Source organism: Pseudobutyrivibrio sp. OR37, from assembly GCF_900113655.1.
GTDB lineage: Bacteria > Bacillota > Clostridia > Lachnospirales > Lachnospiraceae > Pseudobutyrivibrio.
Map to the genome: position 1 here is coordinate 1 of NZ_FOQF01000027.1, position 13,612 is coordinate 13,612.

Here is a 13,612-nt window from a genome sequence, read left to right on the forward strand (position 1 = left end):
CTTGCAAAGGGTATTTACGGGTTCTGCCCGTTGATGCATAGAAATGATTTCTGAAAGAAATCGGGATAATTTCATCAAGATTGATATAGGTTTCTAATAGAGCCAGAAACGCAGGCTTGTCATTTTCAAGTTTATCTTGGCAGTCTGAATAAATATCAGCCAAAGAAAGCTGTTTATATGGTATCATATATATCAGAATAACTCCTTTCTTGGTTAGTACAGTGGTTTCTCGTCAATTCTATTGTACCATATCAGTGGGGAGTTATTCTTTTTTAGTTAACAAAAAATGCCGCATTTACGCGGCTTGTGGCGTTTTGCAAACGCCTATTTATGAAATATATAGGAGGGGGTAAAACATGCCTAGATTTACAGATGAAGAATTAAGAAATATAAAAGCTTTACAGCATATCTTATCAAAGAAAATAAAAGAAGCGAAGGAGAAATACTCCGATGTAATTAATATGAATTTTGATGAATTGGGCATTTATCTAGGAGAAATATATAAATATACTCTTGATAGAAAGAATGATTGGAAGACGACTATAAAGGAATTAGATGCAAATGATTCCAACATAGAAGTAATGCGAACAATAGAAAAATTTCAGGCTGAGTTAGAGGATAGGGTAAGTTCACTTAATTACAAACAGGTATTCGAATTAAATAATAAAAATGATTATAAGTCTAAAGCAGCTTTAGCGGCTAAGCGATTAGAATATGAGCAATTAGTTCCAATTCAGGATAGGACTTACGTTTCCAAAGTGGAATATTTACAGCTTATGGATGAGACATGTTTTGAAGTAGAGAAAGAATATAATGATTTTATTTTAGAGGTTGGTAAAGATGCGGAGAAGTCTTTAGTTAAGGAACAAGAAAATAGTGCTGCATATATAAATGCTCAATTAAAGATAGATAAAGAATTAAATACTGCTGAGAAACAGTATTTGGAGAAAATGAAAGAATATGAAGAACAGAAGGCATTATTAAAGGATAATAGTGAAAAATTAAATGAATACAAGGAGTCTGTTGAAGTTGCAAAAGAAAAGTATGAAAAACTAATGGTAGAAAAAACGAATGCACTAATAGAGAGTTCTACTTTTGATAAAAGTCGAGAATCAGAATTGCTGAAATTGAATAAAATATGTGCTAAGAATATCGAGATAAGTAGTAAAGTAGCGGTTGTAGTAAAAAACACTATAGATAAGTTAATTAAGGATAGGAAGAGTCAGAGAGAAAAGAAAGTAGAAGGATTCAAGAAGGAACTGCAACAGGAACTGAGTAACATAGATAATATAGAAATATCTGATGAAATAGATGTAAAAGATGTAAAAGAGAAAACTGAACCTATAGTAGGTTATGATATACCACGCAAAACTATCACATCTAAAGCAGAGCTTTTGGCGGCCGTTAAAGAAATAGTTAATAAGGAATTAAGCGATAGTATAAGTGATAGTTCAATAGATAGTATAAGTAATAGTACAAATGTTGTAGCTGATTCTATTAAATCAAGCGATGATCAATTACGCGAACAAATAAGGCTAAATAGGGATGGGCTTAGACAAATGTATAATAGAGAATGTGTAGCCGTCAAAAAAAATATAGATAAGGAACAGGCGAACCTTAACATAGGAACAAAGGAAAGCGTTGAAAAGATAAGAGCAATTGGTGTCCTTCTAAAGGCTAACAAAAAGAAAGGTTTTACAAGTGATTCAGCCGAATACCGTAGATTGCTTAATAAAGTGGATGACTTTGAAAAAAAGTACAAAGACAATGGATGGGAAAAACTGTTTGCACAGAATGATAAGAATGTTTTTAAATTGTCTGGAACTGAACTAAATACTAGAGCACAAATGGTTCAAGAATTAGAGGAGCTTTTTGAAGCGGGAGAGGCTTATATGGTGGCAAAAGGGCCACAATTAAAGTATTGGGATCATGGTAAGAAAAGATATGAACTTTCATTTTTATTATGTGATGAGATTTATAAATTTGGAGGATTAGCTGCTGATAACAATGCTCGTATTGCAGCCCTCGATAAGGAAGCGGAAAAAGCCCCTAATAATCAATATTCAAAAGATTACCTTAAGCAGATTCCAAATCGCTTTGAAGGAAATGCTCTTTTAACCGAAAAGTATAAAGATTCACTTGAGGAAGCAAAACAGAAGGTTAGCCAGAGTGACGGAAAAAAGATAATGAAGAAAAAGCTAAATGAAAGTAATAATATTATCCCAGAAAATAAATCAAATTTAATTAAGTAAAAATAGAATATAATCTAAGGTCCCGGAAATGTTGTATTTGCAATATTTCCGAGACTTTTCATGTTATACTACATTACTATTTAGCTTTGGCAGGGGATGCAGATTGAAGAAACGATACGTTATCATCATTAATATTTTGATAGCAGGTTTGATTCTGTTTATCATTGTGAAATATGCCAATGATAGGGCGGTTGAATCAAATCAGTCTTCACTTGCGTCTTTTGAGAAAATGACAACCACTACGGAGCAGATTGTTGCCAATTATCTTGAGGATGAGCAGCATCTGTGCGATATTTGGGCAAACTATATTAATGGTTCGGCGGAGGCAGGTGCTCCAATGACTGTTGATGAGGCTATTTCGTATATTAGAAAAGCAAAAATTTCTCCTGAAATCTCAGGGCATCTTATTTTCATAGATGATGATTCCATGGCGGGCATTTCCACTACCGCTAGGTCTACCGATTCGGAGGATTACTCTGTTAATTATTCCAATATAAAAATTTTTGACGACTTAGAGATAAGTAATGTTGAGGGTGTTGTAAATCTGACTAGGGCATATACAAATCCTTTAAACGGCGTTCAATCCATAGCTTTTTTGAATAATGTAAAGGTTTTGGATAATGAAACAGGAGCTTTACGTTCGGGACTCCTTATTCGTGTTGTGCCTGTAAGCCGACTTGAGCAGAAGCTTGTGTTTTTGAAGGGTGAATATGAAAATGTGGAGATTGCCCTGGTTGATTGGGATGGGGATTACATGATTCATGGAAAATCTCTAAAAAATAGCAATTTCTTTGAATACTTTAAATCATATAATCCTATGTCCGCTCAGGAATATAACCAGGTGATAGATACAATTCATACAGATGTAGGTTCTATGCATATCTATAATTACAAGGACGAGGATTGTGTGATAGCTTATACTCCTTTAAGCGGTTTGGATTCATGGTTCCTTGTTTCCTATATTCCGGCCAGTGAGCTAATGCTGAATAGGTCTATAGACTGGCTGATTCTTGGAGTTGTTGTTGTAGGACTTTTGATTCTACTTCATTTTAATTTGATAATTCTACTTAATTTTAACAGGAAGCTTACAGCGGCGGCCGAGGCCTCAAACCAGGCAAATGAGGCAAAATCATATTTCCTATCCACCATGTCACATGATATCAGAACTCCAATGAATGCAATCATTGGAATGAATGAAATGATTCTAAGAGATAGTAACAATGAGGAAATTCGCATGTATGCCGAAAACATCAGGGCGTCTGGAAAGACCTTGCTTGGAATCATAAATGATATTCTTGATTTTTCAAAGATTGAAGCGGGAAAGATGGAAATCATTGAAGTGGACTATAATTTCGCATCACTTCTAAATGATATTGTAAATATGGTTCAAAGAAAGGCCGATGAAAAGAATCTGGAATTCAACCTAGAAATTGATGAGAACATTCCACGATGCTTACGTGGCGATGAAATCAGAATTAAGCAGGTAATTATAAACATACTTTCAAATGCGGTTAAATACACAAACGAAGGTGGCGTAGTATTTTCGATTAAGAGCAACAAATGTGAGGATGAGCCTGATTATGTTAATCTTCACGTTAGCGTAAAGGATACGGGAATTGGAATCAGGCAGGAGGATTTGGATAAGCTGTTTGTTGCTTTTGAAAGAATAGATGAAAAGATTAATCGAAATATAGAAGGAACAGGCCTTGGAATGGCTATTGCCCAGAGCTTTCTTAGCATGATGGGAAGCACTATAAATGTGGAAAGTGAATATGGCAAAGGCTCAGAGTTTTACTTTGATTTGAAGCAGAAGGTGGTAAATCAGGAGCCAGTTGGTGAGTACAATGTGGCTTATAAGCATTTTCTTTTGGAGAAGGAGCAGTACAAGGTCCAGTTTGTAGCGCCTGATGCAAAGATTTTGGTGGTGGATGACAACGAAATCAACCTGAAGGTATTTGTAAATCTTTTAAGAGATACAAGGATTCAGATTGATACCGCATTAAGCGGCGATGCTTGCATCGATTTATATAAGCGCAATCACTATGATGTGATTTTCCTTGATCACATGATGCCTAACAAGGATGGAATCGATACATTAAAAGATATGAAAGCCTGTGCTGATACGCCAAATCAAAATACGCCAATCATCTGCCTTACCGCCAACGCTGTGATAGGAATGCGTGAAAAGTATATAAATGCAGGCTTTGACGACTATTTAACTAAGCCTATTGATACAGCATTGTTGGAGGAGATGCTGATTAAATATCTTGATTCGGATTTAGTGACCAGGGCAGAGGATATTGAGCCTGAAAGGAAGCAGCGAATTCTTGTGGTTAATGAGGATATTGATTTCCTGCGAAAGGCTACCTCAACGCTATCGGAAAGATACGATGTTGCGGTTGCCAAATCCATGGAGCAGGCCATTTCATTTTTACATAAACATGAAGTAGATTTAATTGTCATGGATTATCGTATTTATACTGATTTAGCAGATATGGAAAGGAGCCAGCATGAATAAACAAATAAAGACAATGATTTCCACCACATTTGCCGCCATGTTAATGCTTGGTTTGGTGGGTTGCGGGCAGACTGATGCTGAAGTACCAAATCAAAGTGAAGATATAGGTATTCAACAGGAAAAGGTGACAGATGCTTTCGCTCCAAAATATTCATCAGACACAGAGTATAAGCTGTCAGTTGCTGGCACTTATTCCAACTTTGAATCCTTGGAGAGCACCATCGATAGATTCTATGATTACTATCCAAACGGTGAGATTGAGTACAAATATCTTGATGATTACAGAAATACTATCAGCCTGGCTTTGGCAGGGCAGGAGCCACCAGATATTTATGTCATACAGCCATGGATGTATGGGGATGAGCAGTTTAGTTCATTGTTTGATGGGGCCGAGGTTTTGTCTGCCACTGAGCTTGAAATCAATTTATACTGCATTCGTCCTAGCGTTAAATGGGAGATGGATGATGGAGAAATCCGCACACTGCCTGTATTTGCCACATCCTATGGAATGCTTGTGAATATGGATATTTTTGAAAAGGAAGGCCTTGAGGTTCCGACCACATTTGCGGAATTGAAGGCTGTCTGTGAACAGCTGAAGGCAGCAGGCTATGAATCTCCAGTTATGGGCGCAAATACCACAACTACTCCGGGTATCGGATATGCGTTTTCATATCCAATGTTTGCAAAAACAGTGAAGGATGATAGAAGCGTGGAGGCAGATTTGAATAATCTTGTGCCAGCCGCTGGTGAGGCCATGCGACCATCCCTTACAAGGTTGAAGGAGCTGGTTGATAACGGTTGTATAGATGTCGATAAATGCACTGAGGAAATAGAGGACGACTACAACGCTGTCATCTTAAGATTTTTTGAGGGCGATGTTCCAATGATGCTTTGCTCCGGAGATGTTGTATCAGGAACAAAAAAGCGTGAGAGCCAGTCAGAAGCCTTCATCAAAAAGCCTTTCAAATATGAGTTTTACATAGCTCCATCCGGCGATGATGGTGGTTACTACATGGATTCAGTTTCTATCCTGTTTAGTGCAAACAAAAATAGTGCAAATATGGATATGACAAATGAATTCATGCGATTCTTAACAAGCGAAAAAGAGCTTGGATTGATGGCAGCAGAAAAGAGATTGATAACACCTACCAAGGACTATTCTTTGGACGAAGTTTATGCCTCTCTTTCGGATTTTCCAGAAGAAAGAACTGTTAATTTTAGGGATATAGAAATACTTGATACCGCAGTAAAACAGTACAGAGCGGCAGCCTACGCTGTCATTAATGGAGATATGACAGTGGATGAGGCGGTGGAAAAATACGGTTCAATTCCTACGGATTAATAAGGATTAGAGAGTGCCTAGTATTTTCAGGGCTTGCTCCTTGGCCTCATCGTAATCCAGATTTGAAACCAGCTTACTTAATTCTTCCAGGTCCATTAATAGGCTATCATCCCAGTCATAAGCAAAAAGCTGCTTGGTAGCATTTTCTGCGGTGGCTAAATCAAAGTCATTTATTGCAGCCATGAGCTTGTTTAAAAGGGATGAAACAGCCTTCTTGTCAAAGCTATGTTTTACGGTTTCATCATTGATTGCAAAAGGCTCAAGGCAAGGCTTTAGAGCTTTGAAGGAGTTTAAAACATCTGGCGTAAGTTTTTTGATTTGCTCTAAGTTGTTATCTTTGCCTAGCTGTTCAAGGGCAAAGAATTCTTCCCCTAGCTTCATGGCGCCAATCATGCGGCAGGTGGTTTTCAGAGAATGGACCTCAACAGTATAGTTTGGCAGGTCTTCTTGTGAAAGGTAGAATTCTACAAGATTGATTTTTCCATCCATCAGCTTGTAGACATCTGCCAATAGCTCAAGGAAAAGCTCCTCAGAACCAGAATTTTTGATAGCTTTTTCAACATCAACGCCAGGTATATAAATATTCATAAATAAGCCCCTCCATATTGTGAGTATACCACTATTGAAAAGTTGAATAAACTGGTATAACTTATGATATGTGTGGCTTATCCAGTGGAGGTTAACATGATTTCACAGATTGTAATTGTAGATGATGACCCTATAATTTTAAAAAGAGCCTGGAATACCCTTACAAGTGCGGGATTTAAGGTGGTAGTTTTAAAATCTGGAAAGGCACTTTTGGATTATGCCAAAGAAAACATGGCTCCCAATCTGATTCTGCTGGACATCAGCATGCCTGAGATGGATGGCTTTGAGGTGGTTGAGAAGCTGAGAATGTGTGAGAGCAATTGGCGGGATACTCCTGTGATTTTTTTGACGGCTAATGAAGATGAGGACACCGAAACAAAAGGACTTTCTCTTGGAGCAATGGATTTTATCAGAAAGCCATTTGTGCCTAGCGTGCTAGTGCTTAGAGTGAAGCACGCCGTTGAGCTTGTCCTACTGCAGAAAGATTTAGAGACCATGGTGGAAGAAAAAACAAAGGAAAATGAGAATTTGTTTATCCATGTCGTCGAGAGTCTTGCTGATGCTATCGATGCCAAGGACAATTACACAAAAGGTCATTCCGGACGTGTCGCAGTTTATTCAAAGGAGATTGCGCGAAGATATGGCTATGATGAGAAACAGCAGGAGCAAATTTTCATGATGGGGCTTCTTCATGATGTTGGAAAAATAGGAGTGCCTGATGAGGTTATAAATAAGCCTGGAAGGCTTACAGACGAGGAGTTTGCCAAGATAAAAAAGCACCCTGGTATTGGTGGAAAGATTCTTGGAAATATAAAGGAGATGCCGGAACTTGCAGCAGGCGCAAAATGGCATCACGAAAGGTATGATGGAAAAGGTTATCCTGAGGGGCTATCTGGCGATGATATATCTGAGGAAGCCAGAATCATCGCAGTTGCCGATGCCTATGACGCCATGACCAGTAACCGTAGCTACAGGGGAGCTCTGCCAGTTGAAGTGGTCCGTGGCGAGATAGAAAAGGGGAAAGGCTCCCAGTTTGACCCTAAGTTTGCAGATATTATGATTGAAATGATTGATGAAGGGATTACATAATATAAAGATAGCCAGTGGGGGAGAATATTGTTTTCTAGTTAGGAAGTTTTCTAGTTGACAAATGCCATGCCAAACGTTATATTATCATCTGAGTAATGAAAAATAATCTATTTTTATCACCTTATGGCAGAGTAGTTCATATCGCCATAGTTATCCCATTGTGATTTTTTATTTTTCTGGTGTGTTTTTTTGATTAATGCAACCCAAAGGGGATTTTTTCTACTGAGGGATGATTCTAAGATTTTAAGTATGCATCCCATTCGCAGGAAAAACATATTTGGGATGTATAGCCGAATAAGCTGAATCATCCCATTTGGGAAAACGTGCTAATTGGGATGATTTCTGCGATACTTGAGCAAGGTTGTAGAGGGTGGATAAGAGGTTTTTCTGGTAAATACTTGATAATCATGCATCCCAAAAGCACAAAAAGTTCAAATGGGATGCATAGTGAGAAAATAAAATATTTTTCAATCATCCCAAAAAACTAAAAACGCTGATAGGGATGATTTTAGAAAGGAATTAAAGGAAATATTGAGAAATTATAGGAAAGAGCTAGAGGCTCAGTTGAAAGAACTGGATGGTTTGATAAAAGAAAATGGGAAGAACCTGGCAAAACTAAAGAATCTACCAGAGTTTGGCGTAAAGGCATCTACTGCGCGTGGCAGCCATCAATATTATTTGGTAGATAAAGAAACTGGGAGGCGAGAATATGCTGGCTTTGCAAAAGCAAAGCTTGTTAATAGATTGATTCAGAGGGATTATGCTATTGCAGTAGATAAGAAATTAGTTGAATTAAGAAAGAAACTAAGTAAATTTATTGCAAATTATGATATAGCCGAGATTGATGATTTATATGAGAAATTGTCTGCGGCGAGAAGGAGTGTGGTAGTTCCTATACTAGAGCCAATTGATGTGTATATTCAAAATTGGTTAGAACAACATCCAGGCCAGCAGAATTCATATCCAGAAGAAGGAATATATCGTGCAAACAAAGGTGAGATGGTTCGTTCTAAATCAGAGAAGATTATTGCCGATGCATTGTCAAAGTATAATGTACCATATCAATACGAGCCTATGCTTGAATTAGGATATAACACCATATATCCTGATTTTGTAGCCCTTAATGTTAGGACACGTAAGACAATTTATTGGGAACACCTAGGAATTGTTTCAGATATAGAGTATGCTACGAAGAACTTTAAGAAGGTACAGGATTATGAGAAAAATGGTTACATACTTGGTAGAGATCTGATTACGACTATGGAGTCGACTGATTCACCAATTGATGTAAAGCTAGTTGAAGAAAAAATAAAAGAGTTTTTGCTGTAGTTTTGATGCTACAGCTTTTTTATTATAAATCGTAGGGAGCATAATAATGGTGGACAACATAATACTTTTGTTGTTTAGATAGGTGCTATTTGTTAGAATGTCGTTAGGACAGGCGGAGAGTTTATTGAAAGGGAAAACTATATGCGAGTAATCGAAAAAGCTACAACAAAAGACAAAGACGAAATTCTTAAACTATATAAATCCCAGTTGGGTAGAAAATATTGCCCATGGAATGAAGACTATCCTTCAATGGAAACAATCGATTTTGATTTATCTAGAGATGCGCTACTTATAATGAGAGAAGAGGGCAAGATAATAGCTGCAATATCTGTTGATGACGATGAAGAGGTTAACAATTTGGAGTGCTGGACATCTGAATTACAACCTGGCGGAGAACTTTCACGTCTTGCAGTTAGTCCAGATTGTCAAAGCAAGGGCTTAGCCAAAGAAATGATAGAAACAGGCTTGGAAGAGCTTAGAGATAGAAGCTACAAAAGCCTGCATTTCTTGGTAAACAGACATAATTTAAAAGCACTTAAATGTTATTCTGCCTTTCCATTTAACAAGGTTGGCGAGTGTGAGATATATGAGCAGCCAATGCTTTGCTATGAGATGGAATTGTAATGGATATCAGGGATAGTGGGATTATTAAAACGCAAGTACAAGGGAGGAGATTAGAGAGTATGGAATACGATTGTGGATTTACAGAGGGCAATCGCTGGTTTCGATATCGCGCCGGAGCAATCATAGTTGAAGACGGATGTGTATTATTTGCCGGAAATGAGAAAGATGATTATTACTATTCTATAGGTGGTGGCGTCCATATGGGAGAAACTGCTGAGGAGGCGGTCAAAAGAGAAGTCTTTGAGGAGACTGGGGTAAATTATGAAATTGATCATCTTGCAGTGATTCATGAAAATTTTTTCAACGATAATAGGGGAATACTAAAAGATATGGATTGTCACGAGATTGCTCTTTATTTTGTGATGGAGCCCAGAGGTACAAAAGAACTGAAAAGCAACAGTTTTACTCAAGGCGTAAGAGAGAATATGTTTTGGCTTCCTATTGCGGAGTTGGATAAATATAAGGCTTTTCCTTCTTTTATGAAGGAATACTTACAATCTGAACATGTGGGCATTGAGCACATAGTTACTGATGAGAGGATATAGATGAGTCAAGAAATAATCTTTGTGGAAGAAAAAATGCAGATAAGAAACAGCGTATTGCAAGGGAGAAGATAGATGTTACCAACAGCTGATGAGGCGATTGAAGAGTTAGAAATAGCAGGCAGACTTAATCCAGGACCTTGGGTTAAGCATTCAATGAATACAGGTGCAGCAGCCAAATATATTGCGGAAAAAGTGCCGGGGCTAGATTCTGAAAAAGCCTATATTTGTGGGCTTTTGCATGACATTGGCAGGAGGGCTGGAATAACCGATATTCCAACCCATGTTTATGATGGATATAAATATTGTATGGAAAAAGGCTGGGATGAGGTGGCCAGAATCTGCATGACCCATTCTTATCTTCGAATGCAGGATGAGTTCAGTTATGAGCCTGAAACAGAACATGAGAAGGCCATAAAGGAATACATCATGAATTACGGGGAGCCAGATGATTATGACAAGCTAATTCAGTTATGCGATTCTCTTGCAACTGATTATGGTTTTGTGATTTTAGAAAAGCGATTTGTTGATGTTACAAGAAGATATGGCATTATGGAAGGCTACATTAAAGGCTGGGAAGTGGCATTTAGCATAAAAGAGTATTTTGAAAAGAAGATGGGCTGTTCAATTTACGATGTGCTTCCTGGCATAGAAAAAACTACGCTGATGACACCAAAGCCTTGGCGAATATGAAAGGTGCAGATGTACGAGCCCAGGGCGGCTTATTGCAAATAGGGAAGTTTCTGTTCTTAAGAGAGCAAAGGAATTATTGAAGCTATAATCAGGTTAGGCTTGGATATAAGGTGGGGTTATGAATGATTGGTTTTCAGTTGAAAAAATAGATAATCAAACATACGTAATATGTGAAAATAAACATTGGGAAGAAACAAGGTGTTATCTTCTGCTTGGCTCCCAAAAGGCGATTTTGATAGATACTGGCCTTGGAATTGCTAATATTAAAGCTGTTGTTGATTCCATTACTGAGTTACCAGTGATGGTGGTAACTACACATGTTCATTGGGACCATATAGGCGGACATTCGTTATTTGATAATATTGCTGTTCATGAATTGGAAGAGCCATGGCTTAACGGGAAGTTCCCTTTGCCACTAAGCGTTGTGAAGGCAAATTTGACTCGTGAGAGCTTTGATGCTCCTAGAGATTTTGATATTGAAAAGTACTACGTTTTTCAAGGTGAGCCTCAGATTATACTTCATGATGGCGATTACTTTGATTTGGGCGAACGTTTAGTTAAGGTGATTCATACACCAGGCCATTCTCCTGGACATTGCTGTTTTTACGAACCTGACAGAAAGTATTTGTATTCGGGTGACTTGATTTACAAAGGATGTTTGTATGTTAATTATCTTTCTACAGATCCTTTATTGTTTTATGATTCTATAAGAAAAATTAGGAAACTAAGTGTAGATAGAATATTTCCAGGACACCATGCAATTAATATACCTACCTCAATTATTGGTGATATTGAAGAGGCATTATGGCAACTTGAACAAAATGGAAGATTGCATCATGGAAGTGGGGTACATTCATACGAAGATTTTTCTATTGCATTATAGTCATTCGAATACTGTGCTGGTGCAAGGAAAATGAAAAGCAAAGGATACTATAAAGATGATGAAGTTAAAAATTGACAATCTTTCAAGAAAATATGCAGTAAAGCTGCTGTCAGACAAGGATGTCGCTGCTGTTTATAGCTTATGTAGCAAGAATACACTGTACTATGATTTCTGTCCGCCATTTGTTACACCTGAGAGTATTGAGGCGGATATGGCGGCCCTTCCACCGGGAAAGAGAAGGGAAGATAAATTTTATTTAGGATACTATGACAACGACAATTTAACTGCTGTTATGGATTTGATATTGGGATATCCAGATGAAGAAACTGCTTATGTTGGATTTTTTATGACTGATGTTTCTGTACAAGGAAAGGGCGTTGGAAGTGCAATCATTAGTGAAATGAGCCATTTTATTTGCAGCCAAGGATACTCAGATATTCAGTTAGGATGGGTAAAAGATAATCCTCAGGCAGAACATTTCTGGCATAAGAATGGATTTAAAGAGACTGGAAAGATGTATGACTTGGATGACTACATAGTTGTTGAGGCTCGAAGAAGCATAGTAGCTCATGTAACGGAAGAAAACATAGCTGATGCTGCACGTATACATTCCATATCTTGGCAGGAATCACATCGTGCATTTTGCAATGAAGCTTTTATCTTAAAGCATGATGTGGAGCACCAGAAGGAATATATCAGAGAAAAAATGAAGAATGGTAGCAAGTTTTATTTGCTTTATGATAAGGAGCCAGTTGCGGTTGTGTCAGTAAAGGATGAACTTATTGAAGACTTATATGTTTTGACAGAACAGCAGAATAAAGGCTATGGAACCCATTTACTGAACTATGTTGTGGCTAGAATTCAGGCACAGGGGTTACAACCATCCTTATGGATTCTTGAGAATAACCATGGGGCAGAGCGTTTGTATTTGAGAAACGGATTTGTGCCATCTGGCAGGCTGAACGCAATTACCGGAAAGCTTTCGGAAATAGAGTTCCAATACAATGGGAAGATTCTTTAGCATTATTGCCACAGCAGCTTTTATTTGAAGAAAGGAGAAAAATGTTTTGGAGGGTAGGCCAATTACTACTTTGTTTATGCTAATGTCGGTTGATGGCAAGATTAGTCCGGGGGCATCTGATGATTTAGATGTGGATAAGGACTTTCCTAACATCACAGGATTGAAAGAGGGACTGTCACAGTATTATGAGATAGAACAGACAACTGATTTATGGTCATTTAATACGGGAAGGGTTCAGGCGAAAATGGGCGTTAATGAAAAGCCTATGCCTGCAAAGACCCCTGTTTCATTTGTGTTATTAGATAACAGTCATTTGACAGAACATGGGGTAAAGTATTTTTGTGCGAAGTCAAAAGTGTTTGTATTGATAACAACAAATAAGAATCATCCGGCTTTCGATGTCAGCGAAGAGAACCTTCACATCATCTATCAGGACACATTATCTCTTGAAGATGCGCTGATAGAACTTAGAGAAAAATATGGATGTGAGCGAATTACAATTCAAAGTGGAGGAACTGTTAATGGAATGTTCCTTCGCCAAAAACTGTTTGATTATGTTGATATTGTTGTAGCGCCAGTACTGATTGGTGGAAAAGAGACATCTACACTGATAGATGGAAGTTCTATAGTAAAAGAAGATGAATTTGATAAATTGGGTGTGTTAAGTTTCATTGGATGCGATGTGCTTAACAATTCATATATTAGGCTTAGATATAAGGTGGTTTCATGAG

The 13,612-nt window shown here is 37.8% G+C and carries 12 protein-coding genes and 1 pseudogene; 11 read left to right on the forward strand and 2 right to left on the reverse strand.

Annotated features, from left to right (window positions below):
- Positions 1–187, reverse strand: a pseudogene (locus BM097_RS12150) (ISNCY family transposase); the annotation flags it as partial.
- A 169-nt stretch (positions 188–356) separates the two neighbouring features.
- Between BM097_RS12150 and BM097_RS12155 the strand changes: the two are divergent.
- From BM097_RS12155 to BM097_RS12165, 3 genes are all read left to right on the forward strand, one after another.
- Positions 357–2,252 carry a hypothetical protein gene (locus BM097_RS12155; protein WP_090550198.1) on the forward strand — a complete coding sequence of 632 codons (1,896 nt, stop codon included), beginning with the start codon at positions 357–359 and terminating at the stop codon, positions 2,250–2,252.
- 103 nt (positions 2,253–2,355) lie between these two features.
- Entirely contained in the window at positions 2,356–4,770 is a 2,415-nt protein-coding gene (locus BM097_RS12160) for a response regulator (RefSeq protein WP_177197458.1), read from the forward strand.
- Positions 4,763–6,112, forward strand: a complete 1,350-nt coding sequence (locus BM097_RS12165; protein WP_090550206.1) for an ABC transporter substrate-binding protein — start codon at positions 4,763–4,765, stop codon at positions 6,110–6,112. Before BM097_RS12160 ends, BM097_RS12165 begins: the two co-directional genes overlap by 8 nt.
- Before the next feature lie 6 nt (positions 6,113–6,118).
- Here BM097_RS12165 and BM097_RS12170 read toward each other — a convergent pair whose 3' ends face one another.
- Positions 6,119–6,700: an Hpt domain-containing protein gene (locus BM097_RS12170; protein ID WP_090550211.1), complete on the reverse strand. Its 582-nt coding sequence runs from the start codon at positions 6,698–6,700 to the stop codon at positions 6,119–6,121.
- A 96-nt stretch (positions 6,701–6,796) separates the two neighbouring features.
- Between BM097_RS12170 and BM097_RS12175 the strand changes: the two genes are divergently transcribed.
- The 8 genes from BM097_RS12175 to BM097_RS12210 all read left to right on the forward strand — a co-directional run bounded on the left by BM097_RS12175 (position 6,797) and on the right by BM097_RS12210 (position 13,611).
- Positions 6,797–7,789, forward strand: coding sequence for an HD domain-containing phosphohydrolase (locus BM097_RS12175; protein ID WP_090550215.1), 993 nt, complete (start codon positions 6,797–6,799; stop codon positions 7,787–7,789).
- Positions 7,790–8,353: 564 nt separating this feature from the next.
- Positions 8,354–9,118, forward strand: coding sequence for a hypothetical protein (locus BM097_RS12180; RefSeq protein ID WP_090550219.1), 765 nt, complete (start codon positions 8,354–8,356; stop codon positions 9,116–9,118).
- Between the two features lie 141 nt (positions 9,119–9,259).
- Positions 9,260–9,742 (forward strand): GNAT family N-acetyltransferase, encoded by a 483-nt coding sequence (locus tag BM097_RS12185; RefSeq protein WP_090550223.1) that lies wholly within the window; start codon positions 9,260–9,262, stop codon positions 9,740–9,742.
- A gap of 59 nt (positions 9,743–9,801) precedes the next feature.
- Positions 9,802–10,287, forward strand: a complete 486-nt coding sequence (locus BM097_RS12190) for an NUDIX hydrolase (protein ID WP_090550392.1) — start codon at positions 9,802–9,804, stop codon at positions 10,285–10,287.
- A gap of 72 nt (positions 10,288–10,359) precedes the next feature.
- Complete coding sequence (locus BM097_RS12195) at positions 10,360–10,977, forward strand: HD domain-containing protein (protein ID WP_090550226.1); 618 nt, start codon at positions 10,360–10,362, stop codon at positions 10,975–10,977.
- Between the two features lie 118 nt (positions 10,978–11,095).
- Positions 11,096–11,860 carry an MBL fold metallo-hydrolase gene (locus tag BM097_RS12200; RefSeq protein ID WP_090550230.1) on the forward strand — a complete coding sequence of 255 codons (765 nt, stop codon included), beginning with the start codon at positions 11,096–11,098 and terminating at the stop codon, positions 11,858–11,860.
- 55 nt (positions 11,861–11,915) lie between these two features.
- A complete protein-coding gene (locus BM097_RS16720) occupies positions 11,916–12,881 on the forward strand; it encodes a GNAT family N-acetyltransferase (protein WP_242944710.1) in 966 nt (321 codons plus the stop codon).
- A 76-nt stretch (positions 12,882–12,957) separates the two neighbouring features.
- A complete protein-coding gene (locus BM097_RS12210; RefSeq protein WP_090550401.1) occupies positions 12,958–13,611 on the forward strand; it encodes a dihydrofolate reductase family protein in 654 nt (217 codons plus the stop codon).
- Position 13,612 lies beyond the last annotated feature (1 nt).

Coding starts and splice junctions, on each gene's coding strand:
- BM097_RS12155 (WP_090550198.1), top strand. CDS start 357: ATGCCTAGATTTACAGATGAAGAATTAAGAAATATAAAAGCTTTACAG.
- BM097_RS12165 (WP_090550206.1), top strand. CDS start 4,763: ATGAATAAACAAATAAAGACAATGATTTCCACCACATTTGCCGCCATG.
- BM097_RS12170 (WP_090550211.1), bottom strand. CDS start 6,700: ATGAATATTTATATACCTGGCGTTGATGTTGAAAAAGCTATCAAAAAT.
- BM097_RS12175 (WP_090550215.1), top strand. CDS start 6,797: ATGATTTCACAGATTGTAATTGTAGATGATGACCCTATAATTTTAAAA.
- BM097_RS12185 (WP_090550223.1), top strand. CDS start 9,260: ATGCGAGTAATCGAAAAAGCTACAACAAAAGACAAAGACGAAATTCTT.
- BM097_RS12190 (WP_090550392.1), top strand. CDS start 9,802: ATGGAATACGATTGTGGATTTACAGAGGGCAATCGCTGGTTTCGATAT.
- BM097_RS12195 (WP_090550226.1), top strand. CDS start 10,360: ATGTTACCAACAGCTGATGAGGCGATTGAAGAGTTAGAAATAGCAGGC.
- BM097_RS12200 (WP_090550230.1), top strand. CDS start 11,096: ATGAATGATTGGTTTTCAGTTGAAAAAATAGATAATCAAACATACGTA.
- BM097_RS16720 (WP_242944710.1), top strand. CDS start 11,916: ATGATGAAGTTAAAAATTGACAATCTTTCAAGAAAATATGCAGTAAAG.
- BM097_RS12210 (WP_090550401.1), top strand. CDS start 12,958: ATGCTAATGTCGGTTGATGGCAAGATTAGTCCGGGGGCATCTGATGAT.